The 23,209-nt window shown below is 70.1% G+C and carries 20 protein-coding genes and 1 other RNA gene; 14 read left to right on the plus strand and 7 right to left on the minus strand.

Features of this window, described 5'->3' with window-relative positions; translation table 11 throughout:
* Positions 1 to 239: 239 nt before the first annotated feature.
* From B9P64_RS07250 to B9P64_RS07260, 3 genes are read left to right on the plus strand one after another with little or no spacing between them, the layout of a single operon-like run.
* Complete coding sequence (locus tag B9P64_RS07250) at positions 240 to 644, plus strand: hypothetical protein (RefSeq protein ID WP_085315557.1); 405 nt, start codon at positions 240 to 242, stop codon at positions 642 to 644.
* Positions 641 to 2,119 (plus strand): ATPase domain-containing protein, encoded by a 1,479-nt coding sequence (locus B9P64_RS07255; RefSeq protein WP_085315559.1) that lies wholly within the window; start codon positions 641 to 643, stop codon positions 2,117 to 2,119. Before B9P64_RS07250 ends, B9P64_RS07255 begins: the two co-directional genes overlap by 4 nt.
* 1 nt (position 2,120) lies before the next feature.
* Positions 2,121 to 3,719, plus strand: coding sequence for a diguanylate cyclase domain-containing protein (locus tag B9P64_RS07260; RefSeq protein ID WP_085315561.1), 1,599 nt, complete (start codon positions 2,121 to 2,123; stop codon positions 3,717 to 3,719).
* A 79-nt stretch (positions 3,720 to 3,798) separates the two neighbouring features.
* On the opposite strand, the gene B9P64_RS07265 is transcribed toward B9P64_RS07260, so the two are convergent.
* Positions 3,799 to 5,226 (minus strand): MFS transporter, encoded by a 1,428-nt coding sequence (locus tag B9P64_RS07265; RefSeq protein ID WP_085315563.1) that lies wholly within the window; start codon positions 5,224 to 5,226, stop codon positions 3,799 to 3,801.
* A 164-nt stretch (positions 5,227 to 5,390) separates the two neighbouring features.
* Here B9P64_RS07265 and fabI point away from each other — a divergent pair, with 164 nt between their 5' ends.
* From fabI to B9P64_RS07305, 8 genes are all read left to right on the plus strand, one after another.
* The gene (gene fabI / locus B9P64_RS07270) at positions 5,391 to 6,155 is read left to right on the plus strand and encodes an enoyl-ACP reductase FabI (protein ID WP_085315564.1); all 765 of its coding nucleotides are present in this window, start codon (positions 5,391 to 5,393) and stop codon (positions 6,153 to 6,155) included.
* Between the two features lie 28 nt (positions 6,156 to 6,183).
* Complete coding sequence (locus tag B9P64_RS07275) at positions 6,184 to 8,961, plus strand: DUF3141 domain-containing protein (protein WP_176256762.1); 2,778 nt, start codon at positions 6,184 to 6,186, stop codon at positions 8,959 to 8,961.
* On the plus strand, positions 8,958 to 10,406 hold the full coding sequence (locus B9P64_RS07280; RefSeq protein ID WP_085315567.1) for a bifunctional enoyl-CoA hydratase/phosphate acetyltransferase: 1,449 nt from the start codon (positions 8,958 to 8,960) through the stop codon (positions 10,404 to 10,406). Before B9P64_RS07275 ends, B9P64_RS07280 begins: the two co-directional genes overlap by 4 nt.
* Positions 10,403 to 11,662, plus strand: coding sequence for an acetate/propionate family kinase (locus B9P64_RS07285; protein ID WP_085315569.1), 1,260 nt, complete (start codon positions 10,403 to 10,405; stop codon positions 11,660 to 11,662). Before B9P64_RS07280 ends, B9P64_RS07285 begins: the two co-directional genes overlap by 4 nt.
* A 28-nt stretch (positions 11,663 to 11,690) precedes the next feature.
* Positions 11,691 to 12,350 (plus strand): CoA transferase subunit A, encoded by a 660-nt coding sequence (locus B9P64_RS07290; RefSeq protein ID WP_085315571.1) that lies wholly within the window; start codon positions 11,691 to 11,693, stop codon positions 12,348 to 12,350.
* A 30-nt stretch (positions 12,351 to 12,380) separates the two neighbouring features.
* Positions 12,381 to 13,037 (plus strand): 3-oxoacid CoA-transferase subunit B, encoded by a 657-nt coding sequence (locus tag B9P64_RS07295; protein WP_085315995.1) that lies wholly within the window; start codon positions 12,381 to 12,383, stop codon positions 13,035 to 13,037.
* Between the two features lie 40 nt (positions 13,038 to 13,077).
* Positions 13,078 to 14,292, plus strand: a complete 1,215-nt coding sequence (locus tag B9P64_RS07300; protein WP_176256763.1) for a CorA family divalent cation transporter — start codon at positions 13,078 to 13,080, stop codon at positions 14,290 to 14,292.
* Positions 14,293 to 14,387: 95 nt separating this feature from the next.
* Positions 14,388 to 14,966, plus strand: a complete 579-nt coding sequence (locus B9P64_RS07305) for a beta-class carbonic anhydrase (protein WP_085315575.1) — start codon at positions 14,388 to 14,390, stop codon at positions 14,964 to 14,966.
* Here the strand turns inward: B9P64_RS07305 and B9P64_RS07310 are convergent.
* Complete coding sequence (locus tag B9P64_RS07310) at positions 14,963 to 16,000, minus strand: zinc-dependent alcohol dehydrogenase family protein (RefSeq protein WP_085315577.1); 1,038 nt, start codon at positions 15,998 to 16,000, stop codon at positions 14,963 to 14,965. The genes B9P64_RS07305 and B9P64_RS07310 overlap by 4 nt on opposite strands.
* Positions 16,001 to 16,132: 132 nt before the next feature.
* Entirely contained in the window at positions 16,133 to 16,771 is a 639-nt protein-coding gene (locus tag B9P64_RS07315; RefSeq protein ID WP_085315578.1) for a class I SAM-dependent methyltransferase, read from the minus strand.
* Between the two features lie 181 nt (positions 16,772 to 16,952).
* Here B9P64_RS07315 and B9P64_RS07320 point away from each other — a divergent pair, with 181 nt between their 5' ends.
* From B9P64_RS07320 to B9P64_RS07330, 3 genes are read left to right on the plus strand one after another with little or no spacing between them, the layout of a single operon-like run.
* Positions 16,953 to 18,791, plus strand: coding sequence for a PQQ-dependent dehydrogenase, methanol/ethanol family (locus B9P64_RS07320; protein ID WP_085315579.1), 1,839 nt, complete (start codon positions 16,953 to 16,955; stop codon positions 18,789 to 18,791).
* Positions 18,788 to 19,690: a quinoprotein dehydrogenase-associated putative ABC transporter substrate-binding protein gene (locus tag B9P64_RS07325; protein WP_235839919.1), complete on the plus strand. Its 903-nt coding sequence runs from the start codon at positions 18,788 to 18,790 to the stop codon at positions 19,688 to 19,690. The genes B9P64_RS07320 and B9P64_RS07325 overlap by 4 nt, the downstream gene beginning before the upstream one ends.
* A 1-nt stretch (position 19,691) precedes the next feature.
* Complete coding sequence (locus B9P64_RS07330; RefSeq protein WP_085315581.1) at positions 19,692 to 20,159, plus strand: c-type cytochrome; 468 nt, start codon at positions 19,692 to 19,694, stop codon at positions 20,157 to 20,159.
* A gap of 255 nt (positions 20,160 to 20,414) precedes the next feature.
* Here the strand turns inward: B9P64_RS07330 and ssrA are convergent.
* The 4 genes from ssrA to ompA form a co-directional block, all read right to left on the minus strand.
* Positions 20,415 to 20,778, minus strand: a transfer-messenger RNA (tmRNA) gene (gene ssrA, locus B9P64_RS07335).
* Between the two features lie 46 nt (positions 20,779 to 20,824).
* Positions 20,825 to 21,493 (minus strand): phosphoglycolate phosphatase, encoded by a 669-nt coding sequence (gene gph / locus B9P64_RS07340; protein WP_085315582.1) that lies wholly within the window; start codon positions 21,491 to 21,493, stop codon positions 20,825 to 20,827.
* Positions 21,490 to 22,188, minus strand: coding sequence for a bifunctional 2-polyprenyl-6-hydroxyphenol methylase/3-demethylubiquinol 3-O-methyltransferase UbiG (gene ubiG / locus B9P64_RS07345; protein WP_085315584.1), 699 nt, complete (start codon positions 22,186 to 22,188; stop codon positions 21,490 to 21,492). Before ubiG ends, gph begins: the two co-directional genes overlap by 4 nt.
* A gap of 71 nt (positions 22,189 to 22,259) precedes the next feature.
* Entirely contained in the window at positions 22,260 to 22,913 is a 654-nt protein-coding gene (gene ompA, locus B9P64_RS07350; RefSeq protein ID WP_085315585.1) for an outer membrane protein OmpA, read from the minus strand.
* Between the last annotated feature and the right edge of the window lie 296 nt (positions 22,914 to 23,209).

Here is a 23,209-nt window from a genome sequence, read left to right on the forward strand (position 1 = left end):
CGAACTCACAACTCGACGCCCTGGCGCCACGCGGCGAGGGTATGTCCTCGGGGGCGCAGGCCAGCCGGCGGGCGCAGCCGGACCGACGGCGCGCCGCGTTCCGGGCCGGAGCGCGCGGCCGGTCGCGGCTTGCGCCAGCGCATGAAATGAGCGCCGGCCGCGTCATGGCTGGCGGTTAGCATGGGTCGACGCGATTTCGCGCAGCAACTGGATCGCGCATGCAACTACAGGCGCAACGGATGGAGGAAGCTCTGGCGCGGCTGCTGGCCGCAGGGGCCGATGCGCCTGCGGTCGCGGCCCAGGGCTGCGCCCTGTGGCGCCGGGCGGCGGCGGCGCTGCTGCCCATCATCGGGCGCCAGGGCGTGGCGGCGCTGTTCCGGCGCAGCCTGCTGCAAGCCCGCGCCGACTGGCCGCTGCTGGCCGGCGTGCATGACGCCGCCGCCGAGCCGCTGGACTTTTCCGGGCTGCTCGATGCGCTTGCGCTCGCCACGCCGGCCGATGCCGCGCGCGCCCAGGTGGCGCTGTTCGACGCCTTCTGCACGCTGCTGGCCAGCCTGATCGGCAGCGCGCTGACCGACCGGCTTCTTCTTCCCGTCTGGGAACCGACTTCAACCGACCGCGCCACCCGAGGGCACAGGCAATGACAGCAGGCAGAGCAACCATCGAGCGCCTGAACACCGGCGTGCCCGGCCTCGACGAGGTACTGGGCGGCGGCTTGCCCGAGTTCTCGTTCAACATCCTTGCCGGCCCGCCCGGCTGCGGCAAGACCACGCTGGCGCACCAGGCCATGTTTGCGCTGGCCAGCGAGGCGCGGCCGGCGCTGTACTTCACCGTGCTCGGCGAGCCGCCGCTCAAGATGCTGCGCTACATGCAGCAGTTCGATTTCTTCGACGCGAGCAAGGTCGGCCGCTCGGTGCATTTCATCAATCTGGCCGACGACACGGTGACCGGCGATCTCGACAAGGTGCTGGCGCGCATCGCCGCCGCCGTCGAGGCGCATGCGCCGGCGCTGGTGTTCGTCGACTCGTTCCGCTCGGTCATGTTGGCCAGCCAGGGCGGCGGCCATTCCTTCTTGTCGCTGCAACAGTTCGTGCAGCAGCTCGGCATGCTCATGACCAGCTGGCAGGCCACCAGCTTTCTGATCGGCGAGTACTTCGCCGAGGCCGATCCGAGCCCGGTGTTCACCGTGGCCGACGGCCTGCTGTGGCTGCGCCAGAGCACCCAGGGCAATTCGGTGGTGCGCAAGCTCGAGGTCACCAAGATGCGCGGCCAGGCCAGCCTGCCGGGGCTGCACACGTTTCGCATCGGCAGCGCCGGCATCACGGTGTTTCCGCCGGCGCGCGCCGGGCTGGCGCCGCTGCCGGCCGCCGGCGCGCGACTGGCGATGGGCGTGCCCGGCCTCGATGCGCTGATGGGCGGCGGGCTGCCGCGCGGCCATTCGCTGCTGGTGAGCGGGCCGTCGGGCTCGGGCAAGACGGTGCTGGCCTCGGCGTTTCTGGCCGAGGGCGCGCGGCGCGGCGAGACCGCCGTGGTCGCCGCCTTCGAGCCGCGCCCGGGGCTGGCGCGCGCGCCCGGCATGGCCGAGCTGATCGCCGGCGGCCAGGTGGCAGTGGTCGACACGCGCGGCGCCAATCTGTCGGTCGACGAGATCGCCAGCCTGCTGGTGGCCGAGATCGCCCGGGTCGGCGCGAGCCGGGTGGTGATCGATTCGCTGTCGGGCTTCGAGCTGACGCTGGCGCCGACCTTCCGCGACGATTTCCGCGAGGCGCTGGCGCGCATGGTGGCGGCGCTCGCCGGCATCGGCGCCACGCTGCTCATGACCTCAGAGCTGGAGGACCGCTACGACGATCTGCGCTTCAGCCCCTACGGCACCGCCTTCCTCACCGATGCCATCGTGGTGCAGCGCTATGTGGAGGTGGACAGCCGGCTGCTGCGCATGCTGGCGGTGGTCAAGCTGCGCGGCAGCGCGCATTCCAACGAGCTGCGCGAGTTCAGCATCGGCGACGACGGCATCCGCATCGGCGCGCGGTTGGCCGGATTCGACGGCCTGCTCGGCGGTCGGCCGCAGCGCCGCAAGCGCTTGCAGGGCGACCCGGCCGGCGGCGCCGGCGGGCAGTGAAATGAGCCCGGCCCATCGCAAGGGGCCGTCGCAGCCGGCCGCGCATCAGCTGGCGCTGGTGGCGGCGCGGCGCGCCCGCATGGCCCGCACCGCGCGGCGCGCCTGCGCCGATCTGCCCCGGCTGGCGCCGGGCCAGCGCCTGCCGCTGCTGCTCGAAGCCAATGAGCGGCTGGTGGTCGCGGCGCTCGATGCCGAGGCCCGCGCCCTGAGCGCGCGCCAGGCGCTCGGCGCGCTGATGCGCGTGAACCAGCGCGACAGCCTCACCGGCACGCCGAACCGCGCGCTGATGCTCGACCGGCTGGCCCATGCCATCGTCGGCGCCGAGCGGCGCCAGACCCGGCTGGCGCTGCTGTTCGTCGATCTCGACCGCTTCAAGCAGATCAACGACACGCGCGGCCATGCGATCGGCGACGAAGTGCTGCGCGCGGTCGCGCACCGGCTCGAAGACGCGGTGCGCGCCTCGGACACGGTGAGCCGCTACAGCGGCGACGAATTCGTGGTGCTGCTGCCCGAGCTGGCCCAGCCCGGCGATGCGCTGACCGTGGCGACCAAGATGCTGGCCGGCATCGCCGCGATCCGCAGCGTGGGCGTGCCGCCGGTGGCGATCAGCGCCAGCATCGGCATCGCGCTCTATCCCGACGACGGCAGCGACGGCGCGACCCTGCTGGCCTGCGCCGATGCCGCCATGTATCGCGCCAAGGAGCAGGGGCCGGGCCGCGCCTGCCGCCACGGCGCGGTGACGGTCGATGCGGCCGAGCCGGCACCGGTCGCGCCGCGCGCCGGCGGCGGCCTGTCGCCCGACTTTCTCGACGAGACGCGCGCGCTGCTCGGCGACCTGCGCGAGGCCAATGAGCAGCTGCTGCTGGCCTCGCTGTCGGCGCGCGATCTGCAAGAGCGCGCCAGCGCCGCCCATGCGCGCCAGCTGCGTTTTCTGTCGATGGTGGCGCACGAGCTGCGCAATCCGATCCTGCCGATCCGCATGGCCATCGAATCGCTGCGGCGCGGCCGGGCCGACGAGCAGCAGCGCGGCCAGCACTACGACGTGATCCGTCAGCAGATGGGCAGCCTCGCGCGCATCGTCGACGACCTGACCAGCGACTGCCGGCTCAGCGGCGGCAATTTCCGGCTGCGGCTGGCCACGATCGATCTGGTGCAGGTGCTGGTCACGGCGGTTGAATCGGCCCGGCCGACCATGGCGCAGAAGCATCAGACGCTCAAGCTCAACCTGCCGCTCCAGTCGCTGCCGGTGCGCGGCGATGCGGTACGGCTGGCGCAGATCTTCGGCAACCTGCTCAGCAACGCCTGGAAGTACACGCCGGCCGGCGGCAAGGTCGATGTGACCGCCGCGCTGCGCGGCCGCCAGGTGGCGGTGACCGTGGCCGACGACGGCACCGGCATCGAGCCCGATCTGCTGCCGCACATCTTCGAGATGTTCGTGCGCTCGCCCGATGCCGACGATGTGCCGGGGCGCAGCTTCGGCATCGGGCTGGCGGTGGTGCGCGAGCTGACGGCGGCGCACGGCGGCGAGATCGTCGCGACCAGCGCCGGCATCGGGCGCGGCAGCCAGTTCACGGTGACGCTGGCGCTCGCCGACGATTGAGCGGCGGCGGTTTGCCGGCACGGCGCCGGCGCGGCTGGCATCGGCCGGCGCGGCGGTCGCAGCCGCAGCCCGGCGCCACTCAGCGCGGCGGCGCCAGCAGCTGGGCGCCGGCGTCGGGCGCGAGCCGGCGGCTTTCCACCAGCCCGGCCAGCGCCACCAGCCCCACCACCGCAAACGCGATGCGATAGGCGAGCGCCGGCGTGCCGGCCAGCCCGAGCGCCGGCAGCGCTGCATGGCCGATGCGCAAGGCCAGCGCGCCGAGCGCCACGCCCAGCCCCATCGACACCTGCGACGCGAGGTTGAACAGCGTGTTGGCGCCGCTCATGCGCGGCTGCGCGATGTCGGCAAAGGCCAGCGTGTTGAGCGTGGTGAACTGCATCGACCGGCACATGCCCGAGACGAACAGCACCGCCACCGTCAGCGCCAGCGGCGTGGCCGGCGTCAGCAGGCCGCAGGCCGCGATGCTCAGCGCCACGCCCAGCCCGTTGAGCAGCAGCGTGCGCCGGAAGCCCAGCCGCCGCAGGATCGCCGTGGTGGCCGGCTTGATCGCGATGTTGCCGGCGAACACCACCAGCACCAGCAGCCCGGCATGCACCGCGTCATAGCCAAAGCCGAGCTGAAACATCAGCGGCACCAGAAACGGCACCGCAGCGATGGCGACCCGGAACAGCGAGCCGCTGCGCGCGGTGATGCCAAAGCTCGGCACGGCCAGCGCGCCCAGATCGATCAGCGGCCGGTCGACGCGCCGGAAGCGTCGCCACGCCAGCGCGCCGAGCGTCACTCCGGCCGCGGCGCTGGCGGCGATGAACAGCGCGCTCGGCGCCGGCTGGCCCAGGCTTTCCAGGCAGGCCATGGTGCAGAACAGCGCGCTGCCGGCCAGACCGAAGCCGGCCCAGTCGAATGGCACGGTCGCCGCACCCGGCGTGCGCGGCAGCAGCCGCAGCGCCAGCGCAAACGCCAGCAGCCCGAGCGGCAGATTGAGCAGAAAGATCCATTGCCAGCCGAAATGCTCGGTGATGAAACCGCCCACCGGCGGTCCCAGCACCGGCGCCACCAGCGCCGGCCAGGTGAGGGTGGCGATGGCGCGGATCAGCTCATGCCGGGGCGTGCCGCGCAGCACCACCAGCCGGCCGACCGGCACCATCAGCGCGCCGCCCAGGCCTTGCAGCACCCGCATCGCCACGAACATCGGCAGCGCGCCGCTGGCCGCGCACAGCAGCGAGGCCAGCGTGAACAGCACGATGGCGCCGGCAAACACCCGCCGCGTGCCAAAGCGGTCGGCGATCCAGCCGCTGGCGGTGGCAAACACCGCCAGCGCGATCAGATAGGCGCTGGTGCCCAGGTTGAGGTCGATCGGCGCGACGCCGAAATCGGCGGCCATCGCCGGCAGCGCGGTGACGATCACCGTGCCGTCGAGGTTTTCCATGAAGAAGCTGCCGGCCACCAGCAGGGTGACGGCAAGCGAGGCGCGCGGCGGCGCTGCGGGCGAGGGTGTGGAGCGGGACATTTGGCAAGTGTGCCCGCCGCCGTTGTGCTGCAATGCAGCACCGGCCGTCGGCCGGATCGGGCCCTTGGCTGATCTGCATCAGTTCGGGCCGGCCGTTGACACAGCGGCGTCAGGCGCAGGGCCCAGCTTTCCCATCCATGCAGCAATCAAGCGAGGTTGACCGAATGCAAATGCTCGAAGGACTGAAGGCGCTGGTGGTGGGCGTCGCCAATGACCAGTCGATCGCCTGGGGTTGCGCGCGCGCGTTTCGCGCCGCCGGCGCCGAACTGGCCATCACCTATCTCAACGACAAGGCGCGGCCGCATGTCGAGCCGCTGGCCCAGCAGCTGGAGGCGCCGATCTTTCTGCCGCTCGACGTGGTCGACGATGCCCAGACCGATGCGGTGTTCGCCGAGATCGAGCGGCGCTGGGGCCGGCTCGACGTGCTGCTGCATTCCATCGCCTTCTGCCCCAAGGACGATCTGCACGGCCGCGTGGTCGATTGCTCGCGCGACGGCTTTGCCCAGGCCATGGACATCTCGGTGCATTCCTTCATGCGGCTGGTCAAGCGCGCCGAGCCGCTGATGAGCGCCGGCGGCAGCTGCCTGACCGTGACCTACTACGGCTCGACCCGCGTGGTCGATACCTACAACGTGATGGGCCCGGTCAAGGCCGCGCTCGAAGCGGTCACGCGCGAGATGGCGACCGAGCTTGGCGGCAAGGGCATCCGCGTGAACGCGCTGTCGCCCGGCCCGCTCAAGACCCGCGCCGCCTCGGGCATCGACCATTTCGACGACCTGATGCGGCTGGCCGCCGAGCGCGCGCCGACGCACCAGCTCGCCACCATCGACGACGTGGGCGCCTACGCCACCTTCCTGGCCTCGCCGGGCGCCCGCAACGTGACCGGCACCGTGCCGATCATCGATGGCGGCTTCCACATCACCAGCTGACCTGACCGCAACCGACCGGAGCCCGACCATGAAGACCGAAGCCCTGTTCCAGGCCGACGCCATCGAAGCCTTGCGCGACCAGCTCGGCGACGGCTTCAAGGCCGCGTTCGCGCAATGGATGGACCAGCGCAGTGCCGCCCGCAGCGTCGGCGACATCGCCTGGCAGCATGCCGAGAAGCTCGGCCGCGAAATCCGCCGCCAGAGCGATGCGCTCGAACAGCGCGGCCGTGCCGACGCAGCCCGACTGCCGCAACTGCTGGCGCGCGGCCCCTGGCAGCTCGGCCTCGACTGGATCGCCTATGTGACCGACGCGATGCAGCGCCAGACGCTGGTGGCCGACACGCTGCGCCAGCGCGGCAACACCTATGCAGCGCATCAGGCCGCCGGCATGCCGCCGGTGCTCGACTTTGCCTATGACGTGATCGTCGATGGCCATACGCTGGCGCGGCCGGTGAATTACACGCTGCTGCGCATCCGGCCGCCGGCCGGCACCACGGTCGACGACGGCAAGCGGCCGTTCATGATCGTCGACCCGCGTGCCGGCCACGGCGCCGGCATCGGCGGCTTCAAGGCCGAGAGCCAGGTCGGCGAAGCGTTTGCCGACGGCCATCCGGTGTACTTCGTGGCCTTCCGCCCGGTGCCCGAGCCGGGCCAGACGCTGGCCGATGTGCGCGATGCCGAGATCGAGTTCCTGCGCGAGATCGGCCGGCGCCATCCGGGCGCGCCGCATCCGGCGGTCATCGGCAATTGCCAGGGCGGCTGGGCCACGATGCTGCTGGCCGCCTCGGCGCCCGAGCTGGTCGGCGCGGTGGTCATCAACGGCGCGCCCATGTCCTACTGGGCCGGCCGCGTGGGCGAGAACCCGATGCGCTACATGGGCGGCCTGTTCGGCGGCGCGCTGCCGGCGGTGCTGGCGTCGGATCTGGGCGCCGGCGTGTTCGACGGCTCGGCGCTGGTCAGCAATTTCGAGAGCCTGAACCCGGCCAACTCGCTGTTCCGCAAGCTCTACAACCTGTATTCCGCCGTCGATACCGAGGCGCCGCGGTTTCTGGAATTCGAGCGCTGGTGGGGCGGCTTCTTTTTGATGAACGAGGCCGAGATCCGCTGGATCGTCGAGAACCTGTTTGTCGGCAACCGGCTCGCGCGCGGCGAGGCGCGGCTCGGCGACGAGCGCATCGACCTGCGCCGCATCACCGCGCCGGTGATCGTGTTTGCCTCGCACGGCGACAACATCACGCCGCCGCAGCAGGCGCTCAACTGGATCGCCGACCTGTACCGCAATGCCGACGAGATCAAGGCGCGCGGCCAGCGCATCGTCTACATGCTGCACAAGTCGATCGGCCATCTGGGCATCTTCGTGTCGGGCAAGATCGCCGCGCGCGAGCACGACGCCATCACCGACACCATGCGCGCCGTCGAGGCGCTGCCGCCCGGCCTGTACGAGATGGTGCTGGCCGACGGCGAGGACCGCATGCATGTGCGCTACGAGCCGCGTGACATCGCCGACATCCTGCAGGTGGACGACGGCCGCGAGGACGAGGCGCTGTTCGCCTCGGTGGCGCGACTGTCCGAGCTGGCGACCGAAATCTACGACCTGACCGCGCGGCCCTTCGTCAAGGCGGCGGTCACGCCCGAGGCCGCCGCCGCCGCGCGCGAACTGGCGCTGCCGCGACTGCGCAATGTGCTGTGGTCGGACCGCAATCCGCTGCTGGCGCCGGTGGCGCCGCTGGCCGAGGCGGTGCGCGAACAGCGCCAGCCGGTGTCGGCCGACAACCCCTTCCTGGCCTTCGAGCATCTGCTGGCCGACGGCATCGAGAACCAGCTCAACCTGTTCCGCGACTGGCGCGACGGCTGGCGCGAGACGCTGTTCCACAGCCTCTGGGGCACGCCGGCGGTCAAGCAGATAGGCCGCTCGCTGCTCGACAGCGCCGAACAGCGCCGCGAACAGGATGTGCGCGCGCTGCCGGTGGTGCGCGCCGCGCTGGCCCAGATGAGCGTGGGCGGCGCGGCCGAAGGCACGGTGCGCATGCTGAGCCTGCTGGCGCGGGCGCGCGGCTATGAACGCCGCTCGCGGCTGGAGCGCGAGGTGCTGGCCTTCCGCAACTCGCCGCTGCTGGCCGGCTTTGACGAGCAGGCGCTGGCGCGGCTGGTGCACGAGCAGTCGATCGCGGTCGATTTCGAGCCCGAACAGGCGCTGGCCACGCTGCCGCTGCTGCTCGACACGCCCGAGGAGCGCCGCGATGCGCTGGCCACGCTGCTGGCCATCGCCGGCCCGCGCGAGCAGATGCATCCGGCGGCCCAGGTTCTGCTGGAGCGCTTCGAGGCGATGCTGGGCATGAGCGCCGACGCCGCCACCGAACTGGCCGGCGCGGTCGCGCGCGAGACCGATGCGCTGCTGGCCCAGGCCGCCGCGCCGCTGCCGGCACCGGCCATCGCCGCCATGCCGCTGGAGCGCGCCGCCGCCGCGTACAGCCAGACCGCGTCCCTGCCGGCGCCGCTGCCGGCCCAGCCCGCTGCCGCCGCCGATGACGCCAATGCCGCCGCCACGCCGCGCGCGCCCAGCCTGCTGGTGGCCGTCGGCGCGCCCGACGACCTCAAGGCGCTGCGCGGCGTGGGTCCGCGCATGGCCGACAAGCTCGCCGAGCTGGGCATCACCCAGTTCGCCCAGCTCGCCGCGCTGCAACCGGCCGAGGTGGCCTGGCTCGACCTCAAGCTCGAAGCGCGCGGTCGCGTGCTGCGCGAAGGCTGGATCGATCAGGCGCGCGAGCTGGTCGCCGGCCTGGATGAATTCGAGGACGAGCAATGAACGCACCGGTCGACACCCGCCCCAACCGCACCTGGGACGAGCTGGCCGTCGGCGACGAAGCCAGCGTCGAGCATGGCGTCAGCGCGCGCGACCTCTATCTGTTCGCCCACGCCTCGGGCGATGTGAACCCGCTGCACATGCCCGATACCGACATCGATGGCGACGGCGTCATCGACACCGTGGCGCCGTCGATGTGGCTGGGCGCGCTGGTGTCGGGCGTGCTGGGCAGCGTGCTGCCCGGCGCCGGCACGCTCTACCGCTCGCAGCAGCTCGACTTCGTGGCGCGCGCCCGGGTCGGCGACCGGCTGCGCATCACGGTGCAGGTGCTCGACAAGCTCGAACGGCCGCGCGTGCTGTTCGCCACCGCCATCAGCCGCAGCGATGGCGAGCTGCTGGCCGAAGGTCAGGCCGTGGTCGATGCGCCGCTGCTGCGCGTGCTCAGGTCGGCGCACGAACTGCCGGCGCTGCTGCTCGACCGGCATCAGCATTTCGAGCGGCTGATCGCCGCCGCCGCCAGCCTGCCGCCCATGCCGACCGCCGTGGTCTGCCCCGACGATGCCAACTCGCTCGGCGGCGCCTTGCTCGCGCATGCGCGCGGCCTGATCGAGCCGCTGCTGATCGGCGATCTGCGCCGCATCGAGGCCGCCGCGCGCGAGCTGGACGTGAGCCTCGGCGACCTCGCCATCGTCGACATCGCCGACCATGCGCAGGCCGCCGCGCATGCGGTGCGGCTGGTGCACGAGCACGGCGTGCGCGCGATCATGAAAGGCAACATCCACTCCGACGAGCTGCTCGGCCAGGTGGTCAAGAAGGACGGCGGCCTGCGCTCGGGCCGGCGCATCTCGCATGTGTTCGTGCTCGACGTGGGCACGCTGGCCGAGCCGCTGTTCATCACCGACGCCGCGATCAACGTGGCGCCCGATCTCGCCACCAAGGCCGACATCACGCAGAACGCCATCGATCTGGCGCGCGCCTGCGGCCTGGTGCTGCCGCGCGTGGCGGTGCTGTCGGCGGTGGAAACCGTGAGCCTGAACATCCCGTCGTCGATGGACGCGGCGATCCTGGCCAAGATGGCGGATCGCGGCCAGATTTCGGGCGGCATCGTCGACGGCCCGCTCGCGATGGACAACGCCATCGACGCCGGCGCCGCACGCACCAAGAAGCTGGTGTCGCCGGTGGCCGGCGCGGCCCAGGTGCTGGTGGTGCCCAATCTCGAAGCCGGCAACATGCTGGCCAAGCAGCTCACCTTCGTGTCGCATGCGCGCTCGGCCGGGCTGGTCACCGGCGCCCGCGTGCCGGTGATGCTGACCAGCCGCGCCGACGACGACCAGGCCCGGCTCGCCTCCTGCGCGCTGGCCCAGCTGTACGACTTTTTCCGCCGCGAAGGCCGGCCGGTGCCGGCGCTGGCCGCCGTGGCGCCGCTGACCGAAGGGCTGGCGCAATGAGCACCGCCGCGCTGCTCAGCGCCCGCATCGCGCCGCCGACAGCCGCCGCCGCGCGCCGCCGCGATGGCGCCAGCCTGCTCACGCTCAATGCCGGCTCGTCGTCGATCAAGTTCGCGCTGTTTGCGGCCGACGGCCCGCAGCTCGGCATCGTCGGCCAGATCGAGGGCATCGGCGCGACCGCCGCCTTCCATGCGCACAGCGTCGATGGCCGCATCGACGAGCATCACGCCTGGCAGGACGGCCACGGCCCGATCGACCATGCCGATGCGCTCACCTGGATCATTGCCTGGCTGGCGCAGAAGCAGCCCGGCCTCGATGTGGTGGCGGTCGGCCATCGCGTGGTGCACGGCGGGCTGGCCTATGCCGCGCCGGTGCTCATCGACGACGACGTGGTGAACCGGCTCGCCCAGCTTGAGCCGCTGGCGCCGCTGCATCAGCCGCACAACCTGGCCGGCGTGGCGGCCGCGCGCGCCGCGTTTGGCCGGGTGCCGCAGGTGGCCTGCTTCGACACCGCCTTCCACCGCGACCATCCGTTCGTCAACGACACGTTTGCGCTGCCGCGCGAGCTGTACGACGCCGGCGTGCGGCGCTACGGCTTTCACGGCCTGTCCTACGAGTACATCGCGCTCAGGCTGCGCGAGAGCTTTCCGATGCATGTGGCCGGGCGGGTGCTGGTCGCGCATCTGGGCAATGGCGCGTCGATGTGCGCGATGCGCGATGGCCGCTCGGTAGCCTCGACGATGGGCTTCTCGGCGCTCGACGGCCTGCCGATGGGCACGCGCTGCGGCCAGCTCGATCCCGGCGTGCTGCTTTATCTGATGCAGCACGAAGGCATGCGGCCCGAGCAGATCGCCGAGCTGCTCTACAAGCGCTCCGGCCTCAAGGGCCTGTCGGGCGGGCTGTCGCACGACATGCGCACGCTCGAAGCGGCCGGCACGCGCGAGGCCGACGAGGCCATCGACTACTTCGTGTTCCGCATCAAGCGCGAGATCGGCGGCCTGGCCGCCGCGCTCGAAGGGCTCGACGCCGTGGTGTTCACCGGCGGCATCGGCGAGAACTCGGCGCGCATCCGCGCCCGCGTGCTGCAAGGCATGGCCTGGCTCGGCATCGAGCTGGACGAGGCGCGCAACCGTGCCGGCGACACCGTCATTTCCTCCACCCGCTCGCGCGTGCTCTGCCTGCGCATCCCGACCGACGAGGAAGGGATGATTGCCCGCCACACGCTCGAAGTCGCCTTCGAAGGCGCCCGCGCATGAACCTCAACCTCGCAGCCGGAGCGCGCGCATGAAGACCGCCATTTCGGTGCAAGCCGCCGTTGCCCACATTCCCGACGGCGCCGTGCTGATGATCGGCGGCTTCATGGGCGTGGGCTCGCCGCACCGCGTGATCGACGCGCTCGTGGCCCAGGGCACGCGCGACCTGACCGTGATCGCCAACGACACCGCGCGACCCGGCGTGGGCATCGGCAAGCTGGTGCGCAGTGGCCAGCTGCGGCGCGTGATCACCTCGCACATCGGCCTCAATCCCGAGACCCAGCAGAAGATGTTTGCCGGCGAGCTCGAGGTGGAACTGGTGCCGCAGGGCACGCTCGCCGAGCGCATCCGCGCCGCCGGTTACGGCCTGGGCGGCGCGCTGGTCAGGACCGGCATCGGCACGCTGGCGGCCGAGGGCAAGCAGACGGTGGACATCGACGGCGAAACCTGGCTGCTGGAGCGGCCGCTGCATGCCGACTTCGCGCTCATCCATGCCAACCAGGCCGACTACGCCGGCAATCTGGCCTATCAGCTCACGTCGACCAACTTCAACCCGGTGATGGCGATGGCGGGCAAGGTCGTCATCTGCGAGGCGCGCGAGATCCTGCCCATCGGCATGATCCCGCCCGACGCGGTCGACACGCCGGGCGTGCTGGTCGATCACCTGGTGGCCGTGGCGCATGGCGCCTGACGCGCAACTTCAACGGAGACCGGCATGACGATGAATCCGACTGAACTGATCGCGCGCCGCGTGGCGCAGGAAATCGGCCCCGGCATGCTGGTCAACCTCGGCATCGGCATGCCGACGCTGGTGGCCAACTATCTGCCGCCGGGCCTGGGCGTGTACTTGCAGGCCGAGAACGGCATCGTCGGCTTGGGCGCGCGGCCGCCCGAGGGCATGGAGGACGATGACCTCACCGACGCTGGCGGCGGCTTTGTCACCGCCGTGCCGGGCGCGGCGCGCATCGACAGCACGATGTCCTTCGGGCTGATCCGCGGCGGCCATCTCGACATGACCGTGCTCGGCGGGCTCCAGGTCGATGCGCGCGGCCGGCTCGCCAACTGGATGATCCCCGGCAAGATGGCGCCCGGCATGGGCGGCGCGATGGATCTGGTGGCCGGCGCGCGCCGCGTGATCGTCGCCATGACGCACACCGCCAAGGGCAGGCCCAAGATCGTCGAGCGCTGCGAACTGCCGCTCACCGCCACGCGGCGCGTCGATCTGATCGTGACCGAGCTGGCGGTCATCGAGCCCACCGCCGACGGCCTGCTGCTGCACGAGACCGCGTCCGGCGTGAGCGTGGCCGAGGTGATCGCCGCGACCGGCGCGCCGCTCATCGTGCCGGCGCAGGTGCCGGAGATGGCGCTTGGCGGCTGAGGCCGCAGCACAGGGCAGTGGACGGGCAGGGCGGCAGGCCGTGCCCGGCACGCTCGGCCTGCTCGACCCCGCGCCGGGGCTGGTCTGGGCCTGGGCGGTCAAGGGCGAGTTGTGCGAGCAGGCCGATCCGGTCGAGCTGGCCGACTGGCTCGCCAATCCGGCCAGCGTGGCCGACGGCGCCTGGGTCTGGCTGCATTTCGATCTGTCGGACCGGCGCGCGCCGGCCACGCTGGCGCGGCTGGTCGGCCGCGAGCGGCCCGGCGGCGCGGTGCCGGCGCCGCTGCTCGACAGCTTTCTGCGCCCCGGCGACATGGCCGAGCTGCATTTCACGCAAGGGCTGGTGCACGGCAGCCTGCGCGACCGCGTCATCGACATCGATGGCGCCAGCAGCGACGAGCACGGCCTGCTGCACATCGTCGTGAGCCCGACGGTGCTGCTGACCGGACGCCGGCTGCATCTGCAATCGGTCGAATCGGCACGCGAACTGGCGCGCTCGGCCGGGCTCGGCGCGCATCCGATGCGGCTGCTCGAAAGCTTTGCGCGGCTCGGCACGGTCGAGCATGAGCGTCGGCTCGACGAGCTTTCGAGCGCGCTCGACCGCATCGAGGATCAGCTGCTGACCGAAGCCGGCGCCATCGAGCGCGGCCGCATCCTGCGCATGCGCCATGCGCTGGTGCGGCTGCATCGCGAGCTGGCCGCGCTGCTGCGGCTGCACGGCCGGGTCGACCAGGAAGTGCGCGAGGAAACCGGCCGGCTCGCGCCCGCGCTGCCGGGCGGCGCGGCACCCGGCGTGGACCACTGGGCCGACTTCGGCTCGCTGCTCCAGCATCTGCATGCGCTCGACGAGCTGTGCCTGTCGCTCGGCGAGCGCGCGCGGCTGCTGCAGGAAGAGGCGTCGGACCAGCTCACGGCGCAGACCAATCGCCAGCTCTACGTGCTGTCGATCCTCACTGCCGCGCTCGGGCCGCCGACCATCGTGGTGGGCGTGTTCGGCATGAATACCGGCGGCCTGCCGCTGACCGGCGAGCCGCTCGGCACCGGCATTGCGCTGGCGCTCTGCCTGCTGTCGTCGCTGCTGGTGATCGGCGTGCTGGCGCTGACCGGGCTGATCGCCTCGCCCGACCGCGCCGCCAGGGCCGAGCCGCGCGACGAGCGTCTGCGCCCTGCCGACGGCACGCCGGCCGCGCCCGAGCGGCGCGACGGGCGCTGGCTGCCGGCATCGATGCAGCCGGGGCGCGAGCGCCGGCCGAGTTGAGACTGGCGCGACGCATAAGCAAACGCGCAAGGATTCCAAGTGACCGCCGCCGCGCGCCCTAGCGTGGCCTCCCCAACTGTCCAGGAGCCCGCGCCATGACGATTCTTTCCGAAGTGCTCGCCGCCAATGAGCGCTACGCCGCCGACTTCGGCGCCAAGAGCGAACTGCCGCTGCCGCCGGCACGCCACTTCGCCATCCTCACCTGCATGGATGCGCGGCTCGATCCGGCCAAGTACGCCGGCCTCGCGGAAGGCGATGCGCATGTCATCCGCAATGCCGGTGGCCGCGCCAGCGACGACGCCATCCGCTCGCTCGTGATCTCGCACAAGCTGCTCGGCACCGCCGAGTACTTCGTGATCCATCACGGCGACTGCGGCATGCGGCTGTTCACCGACGACATCATTTCCGGCCTGCTCGAAAGCAGCCTCGACACCGCCGCCATCGACGCCGACGGCTGGCACGACAGCGGTGCCGGCCCCGGCTCGTCGGCCGGCCGCTATGTGCGCTGGCTCACCATCGGCGACCCGGAAAAGGCCGTCGTCGAAGATGTGCAGCGCATCCGCAGCCATCCGCTGATCGCGCCCGAAATTCCGATCTACGGCTTCATCTACGACGTGAAGACCGGCCGGCTCGACGAGGTGAAGGCGGCCACCGAAGCAGGCCGCCCGCGCTAAGCCTCGATGATGACCTTGAGCGCCTGCGTGCTCGCCGCCTTGCCGAAGCAGTCGTAGGCGGCGAGCGCATCGGCCAGCTTGAAGCGATGGGTGATGAGCCGCGCCGGATCGAGCTTGCCGGCGCCCACGCTGCGCAACAGCATCGGCGTGGTCACGGTATCGACCAGCCGCGTGGTGATGGTGATGTTCTGCGACCAGAGCTTTTCGAGGTGCAGATCGACCTTGTGCCCGTGCACGCCCACGTTGGCGATGGTCCCGCCCGGCGCGATGATTTCCTGGCACAGCTCGAAGGTGGCTGCGATGCCGACCGCCTCGATGGCCACGTCCACGCCCACGCCGCCGGTCAGCGCACGCACGGCAGCGGCGGCATCGGTCTTGCCGCTGTCCACCACGGCGGTCGCGCCAAAGGTCCTGGCGACTGCCAGCCGGTTCTCGTCCAGATCGACCATGACGATCTGCGCCGGCGCAAAGAACTGCGCCGTCAGCAGCGCGGCCAGCCCGATCGGCCCGGCGCCGACGATGGCCACGCTGCATCCGGGCGTGACCTTGCCGTTGAGCACGCCGCATTCATAGCCCGTGGGCAGGATGTCGCTGAGCATGACCAGCGCCTCCTCGTCCATGCCGGCCGGGATGCGGTGCAGGCTGGTGTCGGCATGCGGAATGCGCACGTATTCGGCCTGGGTGCCGTCGATGCTGTTGCCGAGAATCCAGCCACCGTCCGCGCAATGCGAATACATGCCGCGCTTGCAGTAGTCGCAGCGGCCGCAGGCGGTGATGCAGGAGATGAGCACCGCGTCGCCGGGCTTGAAGGCGCTGACGCCGCTGCCCACGCTGTCGACGATGCCGACGCCTTCATGGCCGAGCGTGGTGCCGGGCAGGCAGCTGGGCACATCGCCCTTGAGGATGTGCAGATCGGTGCCGCAGATGGTGGTGCGCGTGATGCGCACGACCGCATCGGTGGCCGCGCGGATGACCGGCCTGGGCCGGTCGAGCAATGCCTTTTCGCCCGGGCCCTGGTAGACGACTGCCTTCATCGATCTCTCCTTGCGGAGCGCCGACGACGCCGGCGGATGCCGGCCAGCCGCGCCCTTGGGCCGAGCCTGCGCGCCAGGCGGCGGCTATGCATTTGGTAACGCCGGGCTGCAAGGGTTTGCAGCGGCGCGCGTTCAGCCCGGCTCGCGGCGCCGCCAGACGCTGGCCAGCCAGGGCTGCTGCGCCAGCGGCAGGCCGGGCGGGCGGTAGTAGTGCTCCAGCTCGTCGAAGCCGGCCGTCGTCAGAAACCCGCGCCAGCTTTCGAGATCGTGGAAGGCGCCGTAGCGCCCGGCCTGCCAGCCTTCCTGCCCGTTGCCGCGCGGGTTGGAGGTGAACAGCACGCCGCCCGGCTTGAGCGTGGCATGCAGTTGCCGCAGCACGCGCGGCAGCTCGGCGCTCGGCACATGGAACAGCGAGGCATTGGCGAACACGCCGTCGAAGCGCGCCGGCGGCAGATCGAGCGCGAGCAGGTTCTGCTGCCAGACCTCGCAGCCAGCATGGGCGCGCGCCATCGTCACGAAGCGCTCCGCGCCGTCGAGCCCGACCGGCGCATGGCCGGCGTCGACAAAGGTCTTGAGATCGCGGCCCGGGCCGCAGCCCAGATCGAGCAGCGCCAGCGGCGGCACGCCGACCAGATGGCGCAGGAAGGCGTCGGTGTTCTGGCGCACGTCATGGTCGCGGGTGCCGATCCAGAACTCGCGCGCATTGCTGTTGTAGTGGGCGAGGGTGAGATCGGCGATGCGGTCGAGGTCGTCGGGCATGAGCGGCTGCATTCAGGGGGCGATGGCGAACTGTAGTGCGCGCGCCAGGCAGGCCAGCCCGAACGGCAGGGCGGTGTCAGGCAAGGCCGGACGGACTCCGGAAATAATGCAGAAATTCCCGAGTAATTCGTCCTATTGAATAGAATGTGAAAAAAGCACATTCTTTCGTGACGGATTCACCACGGAGGTCGGCATGAAGGTCACAAGAGCAATTACCCAGCAATCTCGTCTGCAATCGCCGCGCGCTTCGTGGCGCGGCGCAAGCCTGCTGCTGGCGCTGACGACGGCGCTGCCGGCGCTGGCCCAGGCCCAGGTGGTCGGCGCGGGCGCCGACTGGTCCACGCCGTCGGGCACGGCCCAGGCCACGCGCTACAGCTCACTCAACGACATCACGCCGGCCAATGCCGGCAAGCTGGTCGAGGAGTTTTCGTTCGCCACCGGCGTCAAGGCGTCGCACCAGGGCCAGCCGCTGGTGGTGGGCAGCCGCATGTACATCGTCACGCCCTATCCCAACCGGCTGATCGCGCTCGACCTGAGCAATCCGGGCGTCAAGCTCTGGACCTTCAGCCCCAAGGTGGATGAATTCGCGCGCGGCGTGGCCTGCTGCGACGTGGTCAATCGCGGCGCCGTGTATGCCGACGGCAAGGTCGTCTACAACCTGCTCGACGGCTCGACCGTGGCGGTCAACGCCATCACCGGCAAGCAGGTCTGGCGCACCAAGCTTGGCGATCCGGCCAGCGGCGAGACGCTGACCGGCGCGCCCATCGTGGCCAAGGGCAAGGTCATCGTCGGCAATGCCGGCGGCGAGCTGGGCGTGCGCGGCTGGGTCCAGGCGCTGAGCCTGAAGACCGGCAAGCCGGTGTGGAAGGCCTTCAACACCGGCCCCGATGCCGATGTGCTGATCGGCGCCGACTTCAAGGCCTTCTATGCCAAGGACCGGGGCACGGATCTGGGCGCGACCAGCTGGCCCGACCGCATGTGGCAGCAGGGCGGCAGCACCTCGTGGGCCTGGTTCAGCTACGACCCGGGCCTCAATCTCGTCTACTACGGCACCGGCAATCCGGGCGTGTGGAATCCGGACATGCGCCCCGGCGACAACAAGTGGGGCGCGTCGATCTTTGCGCGCAATGCCGATACCGGCGCGGCGGTCTGGGCCTATCAGCTCACGCCACATGACGGCTGGGATTACGACGCGGTCAACGAGAGCATCGTGGCCGACATGACCATCGACGGCCGGGCGCGCAAGGTCATCGTCCATTTCAACAAGAACGGCTTCGCCTACACGATGGATCGCGCTACCGGCGAGGTCATCAATGCCAACAAGTTCGGCGAGGTGACCTGGGCCGATCACATCGACCTGAAGACCGGCGTGCCGGCGGTGAATCCGGGCATGGCCACGCATCAGGGCGACATCACCCAGGGCATCTGCCCGTCGGCGCTGGGCGTCAAGGACTTCGAGCCGGCGTCCTACTCGCCGCGCACCGGGCTGTTCTATGTGCCGGCGATCAACCTGTGCATGAACTACGAGCCGCTGAAGACGCTGTACATCGCGGGCACGCCGTTCTGGGGCGCCGACCTCGACATCCTGCCCGGCTCGGGCGGCAAGATGGGCGAGCTGATCGCCTGGGATGCGGCGACCGGCAAGCGCGCCTGGAGCGTCGACGAACCGCTGCCGCTGTATGCCGGCACGCTGGCCACCGCCGGCGACGTGGTGTTCTACGGCACGCTCGACCGCTGGTTCAAGGCGGTCAACGCCACGACTGGCGAGCTGCTGTTCAAGAAGCAGCTGGAGTGCGGCATCGTCGGCAATCCGATCAGCTACACCGGGCCCGACGGCAAGCAGCGGGTGGCGGTGTACACCGGCGTGGGCTGGATGGCGGGCGGCTTTGCCGGCGGCACCTGTCCGGCCGGCGCCACGGCCTCGTCGGATGCGGCACCGATGGCACGCGCCAGCGCCAGGCTGCCGATCGCCAAGGCCAGCTCGGCGAGCACGGTGACGAGCGGCATGCTCCACGTATTCCGGCTGCCATGAGCGGCGGCCTTGCGATGCATGGCCAGCTGGCCCGGCGCGTGACGGCCGGGCTGCTGGCGGCACTGGCGGCGCTGGCCGCCGGCCTGGGCAGCGGCAATGCCGAGGCCGCCTCGGCCGCTGCGACCGCCGCCGGCCGGCCCGAGCCCCAGCGCGAGCTGGCGGTCTGCGCCGATCCGGCCAACCTGCCTTACTCCAACGACCGCGGCGAAGGCTTCGAGAACCGCATCGCCCGGCTGCTCGCCGACGATCTGCACGCCCGGCTGCGCTATGCCTGGAATCTGCAACGGCGCGGCTTTCTGCGTCGCACGCTCGATGCCGGGCGCTGCGATGTGGTGATCGGCGCGCCGGTCGGCCTGCGCGGGCTGCTGCTGACGCGGCCGTACTACGCGTCGAGCTATGTGTTCGTGACTGCGCGCGAGCGCGGTCTGGCGCTCGCCGGCTTCGACGATCCGGCGCTGCGCGAGCTGCGCATCGGCCTGCAGGCGGTCGGCGCCGAGGGCGGCAACACGCCGCCGGCGATGGCGCTGGCGCGGCGCGGACTGGTGCAGCACATCACCGGCTACCCGATGTGGGCCGGCGAGAACGAGGTCGATCCGCAGGGCCGCATCGTCGATGCGGTGGCCAGCGGCGAGATCGACGTGGCCATCGTCTGGGGCCCGTTCGCGGGCTGGTTTGCCCGGCGCCACGGCGATCGGCTGGCGCTCGCGCCGGTGCCGGCCGATCCGCTCGACCCGGGCCAGCGCGCCAGTTTCGACATGGCGCTCGGCGTGCGGCGCGGCGACACCGCGCTGCTGGCCGAACTGCAAGCCGCGCTCGACCGGCATCGCCCGGAAATCGATGCGCTCCTGCGCGACTACGGCATTCCGCTGCTCGCGGCCAACGACACCGAAGGAAAGTGAAATGAACCAGCCGATGAACCGGATCGCCGCGCTGCTGGCGGCAAGCGTCATGACCGTCGCTGCCCAGGCCGAGGAGCGCTGGGCCGCCACGCCGCAGGCCATCGCCATTCCGCCGGCCGTTGCAGCGCCTGCGCCGAGCTATGCCGCGCCGCCCGCCGACGCGGCGGCGCAATCGGCCCAGCGCGCCAAGCTCAGCCAGGCCGGCGAGGGCCGTCGCGCCTATCTCAAGCTCAACTGCTACTCCTGCCACGGCATGGGCGCGACCGGCGGGATGGGGCCGAACATCGTCCATGCCGAGCGCGGCGATGTGGCCGAGGCGCTGCTCAAGGGCGAGGACGGCGGCATGCGCTCCTACCGGGGCTATGTGACCGCGACCGACATCACCAACATCGCGCTCTACCTGCGCAGCATCGGTACCGTCAACGAGCCCAAGTTCAACGACTGGTGGGTGGCGGTGCCGACCAAGTGAGGCGGGCGGCTGGCGGTCCGGCGCTACCGGTGCCGCTTCGCTGGCGATGCCCCGGGGCTGCAATCGATTCGTGCAATGCCCGGCGGCGAATGCCTGCAGCTGGAAATTCATTTCGCCGGCATTTGCCGTTTGCCGCTGCGGGCGGTTTCGCCCAATTCGCGTCAATCGCTGCCCGACGCTTGCAGTGTCGGCGGCGAAAAAAAAACGGCCACCCTTGCGAGGTGGCCGTCTGAAGTTTTGCAGCGGTGCTGAATCTGGTGGAGGCGGCGGGAATCGAACCCGCGTCCGAAAGTCCTCTACAGACAGTTCTACATACTTAGCCAGCTTGTTTGATTTAGCCCGGCCGTCTCGAAGTGGCACGATCCGTACGAGCGAGTCGCTAAATTTTCGAACCGGACCCCGCAACCTGATCCAGCCTTAGCCTTCGTAATATGACCCCACCACCGGTTTTACCCGGCACAGCCCGAAGGCGAACTGCTGTGAGGCTCACCGGCAATTAAGCGGCGAGGGCGAAACGTTCGTCGTTCGCAGTTACTAATTTCCAGTGGATTTACGAGCTTACTGGTGCTCGGTATGCCCTGCGCTGCTTCGCAACCCTCGTCGAAACCAGGTCGCCCCCAGAGGGAATCGAAGATTAGCACGGCAATCGCCATGCCGCTTCATTCTCAATGGCCGAGATTGGCAAGCGCGGCAATCAATTCGCCCGGTGCGCGAATGATGGCGTCGGGTTTCCACTCGGCCGGATCGGTTTCCGAGCAATAACCGTAGGCGGCGGCAATCGTCGCCATTCCGGCGGCGCGGCCGGCCACGATGTCGCGCTCGTCATCGCCGATGTAGGCGCAGTCCGCCGCTGCAATGCCGAGCTGGCTGGCGGCATGCAGCAGCGGCTCGGGATGCGGCTTGGCCACGGTGAGCGTGTCGCCGGCCACGATCACGCCGGCGCGCGCATGCAGCCCGAGCGCGGTCATCAGCGGCAGCGCGAAGCGGGTGGCCTTGTTGGTGACCACGCCCCAGGCCACGCCGGCCTGCTCAAGCTGCGCGAGCAGCGCATCGACGCCGGCAAACACGCTCGATTCCACCGCGAGTGCGCCCGAGTAATGGTCGAGAAATTCGCGCTGGAGCTCGGCATAGCCGCTGTCGTCGGGGCGCACGCCGAGCGCGGCGCCGATCAGCCCGCGCGCGCCATGCGAGGCCCAGGGGCGCAGCACGGCGAGCGGCAGCGGCGGCAGATCGCGCGCAATCCGCAGCCGGTTGGCGGCGCCGGCCAGATCGGGCGCCGAATCGACCAGCGTTCCGTCCAGATCGAACAGCACGGCACGAAAGCGCAGCGTCATGGCCGGGTGCAGGCGAGCAGGTAATTCACGTCGAGCGACTTGCCGAGCGAATACACGCGCGACAGCGGGTTGTAGTGCAGCCCGATGCTGGCGATCACGTCGAGCCCGGCGGCGCGGGCATAGCCGGTCAGCTCCGACGGCTTGATGAAGCGTTGGTATTCGTGGGTGCCGGCGGGCAGCAGGCGCAGCAGGTATTCGGCGCCAACGATGGCGAACAGATAGCTCTTGGGATTGCGGTTGAGCGTGGAGAAGAACACCTTGCCGCCCGGCTTGACCAGGCGGGCGCAGGCCTCGACCACCGCAGCCGGCGAGGGCACATGCTCGAGCATTTCCATGCAGGTCACCACATCGAAACTGGCGGGCTCGGCAGCCGCTAGTTCCTCGGCCGAAATCTCGCGGTAATCGACCGAAATCCCCGATTCGAGACTGTGCAGTCGCGCGATCTTGAGCGGCTTGCGCGCCAGATCGATGCCGACGGTCGTGGCGCCGGCGCGCGCAATCGATTCGGCAAGAATTCCGCCGCCGCAGCCGATATCGACGACGCGCTTGCCGGCAAGTCCGCCTGCCAGCGATGCAATCCAGTCGAGTCGCAGCGGATTGATTTCATGCAATGGCTTGAATTCGGAGTTCGGATCCCACCAGCGATGGGCCAGCTCGCTGAATTTCTGCAATTCGGCCGGATCGACGTTGCTCATATCTTCTTCGGGGGCAAAAGAAAAAAGGCCCTGCGAACAGGGCCTTTCCAGATCGCGATGAAACTTGCGAATTACTTCTTGACCGGACGGGTACCGACGACTTCGATTTCCACGCGGCGATTCTTGGCGCGGCCTTCTTCGGTCTTGTTGTCGGCGATCGGCTGCTTTTCGCCCTTGCCTTCGGTGTAGATGCGGTTGGTTTCGACGCCCTTGCCGATCAGGTAGGTCTTGACGGCATCGGCGCGGCGAACCGACAGCTTCTGGTTGTAGGCATCGGTGCCGACCGAGTCGGTGTGGCCGACCGCGATGATGACTTCGAGGTTCACGCCGTTGAGCTTGCTGACGAGTTCGTCGAGCTTGGCCTTGCCTTCGGGCTTGAGAACCGACTTGTCGAAGTCGAAGAAGGCGTCAGCGGCGTAGGTGACCTTTTCGTTGGTCGGGGCGGCCGGGGCAACGACCGCTGCCCGAGCCGGCGCGGGGGCCGGTGCGGGCGCCGGGGCAGCGGCGACAGGCGCCGGAGCGGGCGGCAGCGCATCGCCGCACTCGACCGTGCCTTGTTCCTTGGTCCAGGTGGCAGTGCGCCAGCAGAGGCCGGCGCCGCTCTTCACGACGGAGCCGGAGGGGCTCACGGCGTAACCGGCTTCAGGCTTGCCACCGACGGTACCGCAGGCCGAAAGCACGGCGGCGGTGGAGATCAGTGCCGCGAGCTTCAACGACTTCTTCATGTTCTTCCTCTCAAGTTATCCGTTGCGGAATGGACCTCGCACCCGTTTTGAATCTGCCCCGGCTTTGAGCAAGCGTTTCAAAGCCGCATTTGGGGCATTACGTTCTGCGAGGTTGTCCCTGTAAGACTCGCTGGATTCTGCCATACCGGTTTTGACGCCTTCGGGCAGTGCCAAGTAACCAAAAGCTGCTGTCGCGCATCAACAACAACCGACTTCATTCACTCGGGATAGGCCCGGATGGTGCCTTTCCGGTCTTGCCAGATAGAGGGTCGATCCAGGTGCCTCGCGTGCTAAAA

This window comes from Derxia lacustris, from assembly GCF_002105195.1.
Lineage (GTDB): Bacteria > Pseudomonadota > Gammaproteobacteria > Burkholderiales > Burkholderiaceae_E > Derxia > Derxia lacustris.

What these genes read in the sequence shown, in the direction of transcription:
- B9P64_RS07320 (WP_085315579.1), top strand. Translation starts at nt 16,953, where the DNA reads ATGAAGGTCACAAGAGCAATTACCCAGCAATCTCGTCTGCAATCGCCG.
- B9P64_RS07255 (WP_085315559.1), top strand. Translation starts at nt 641, where the DNA reads ATGACAGCAGGCAGAGCAACCATCGAGCGCCTGAACACCGGCGTGCCC.
- B9P64_RS07305 (WP_085315575.1), top strand. Translation starts at nt 14,388, where the DNA reads ATGACGATTCTTTCCGAAGTGCTCGCCGCCAATGAGCGCTACGCCGCC.
- B9P64_RS07285 (WP_085315569.1), top strand. Translation starts at nt 10,403, where the DNA reads ATGAGCACCGCCGCGCTGCTCAGCGCCCGCATCGCGCCGCCGACAGCC.
- ubiG (WP_085315584.1), bottom strand. Translation starts at nt 22,188, where the DNA reads ATGAGCAACGTCGATCCGGCCGAATTGCAGAAATTCAGCGAGCTGGCC.
- B9P64_RS07315 (WP_085315578.1), bottom strand. Translation starts at nt 16,771, where the DNA reads ATGCAGCCGCTCATGCCCGACGACCTCGACCGCATCGCCGATCTCACC.
- B9P64_RS07275 (WP_176256762.1), top strand. Translation starts at nt 6,184, where the DNA reads ATGAAGACCGAAGCCCTGTTCCAGGCCGACGCCATCGAAGCCTTGCGC.
- B9P64_RS07310 (WP_085315577.1), bottom strand. Translation starts at nt 16,000, where the DNA reads ATGAAGGCAGTCGTCTACCAGGGCCCGGGCGAAAAGGCATTGCTCGAC.
- B9P64_RS07250 (WP_085315557.1), top strand. Translation starts at nt 240, where the DNA reads ATGGAGGAAGCTCTGGCGCGGCTGCTGGCCGCAGGGGCCGATGCGCCT.
- B9P64_RS07280 (WP_085315567.1), top strand. Translation starts at nt 8,958, where the DNA reads ATGAACGCACCGGTCGACACCCGCCCCAACCGCACCTGGGACGAGCTG.
- B9P64_RS07265 (WP_085315563.1), bottom strand. Translation starts at nt 5,226, where the DNA reads ATGTCCCGCTCCACACCCTCGCCCGCAGCGCCGCCGCGCGCCTCGCTT.
- B9P64_RS07260 (WP_085315561.1), top strand. Translation starts at nt 2,121, where the DNA reads ATGAGCCCGGCCCATCGCAAGGGGCCGTCGCAGCCGGCCGCGCATCAG.
- B9P64_RS07325 (WP_235839919.1), top strand. Translation starts at nt 18,788, where the DNA reads ATGAGCGGCGGCCTTGCGATGCATGGCCAGCTGGCCCGGCGCGTGACG.
- ompA (WP_085315585.1), bottom strand. Translation starts at nt 22,913, where the DNA reads ATGAAGAAGTCGTTGAAGCTCGCGGCACTGATCTCCACCGCCGCCGTG.
- B9P64_RS07290 (WP_085315571.1), top strand. Translation starts at nt 11,691, where the DNA reads ATGAAGACCGCCATTTCGGTGCAAGCCGCCGTTGCCCACATTCCCGAC.
- fabI (WP_085315564.1), top strand. Translation starts at nt 5,391, where the DNA reads ATGCAAATGCTCGAAGGACTGAAGGCGCTGGTGGTGGGCGTCGCCAAT.
- B9P64_RS07330 (WP_085315581.1), top strand. Translation starts at nt 19,692, where the DNA reads ATGAACCAGCCGATGAACCGGATCGCCGCGCTGCTGGCGGCAAGCGTC.
- B9P64_RS07295 (WP_085315995.1), top strand. Translation starts at nt 12,381, where the DNA reads ATGAATCCGACTGAACTGATCGCGCGCCGCGTGGCGCAGGAAATCGGC.
- gph (WP_085315582.1), bottom strand. Translation starts at nt 21,493, where the DNA reads ATGACGCTGCGCTTTCGTGCCGTGCTGTTCGATCTGGACGGAACGCTG.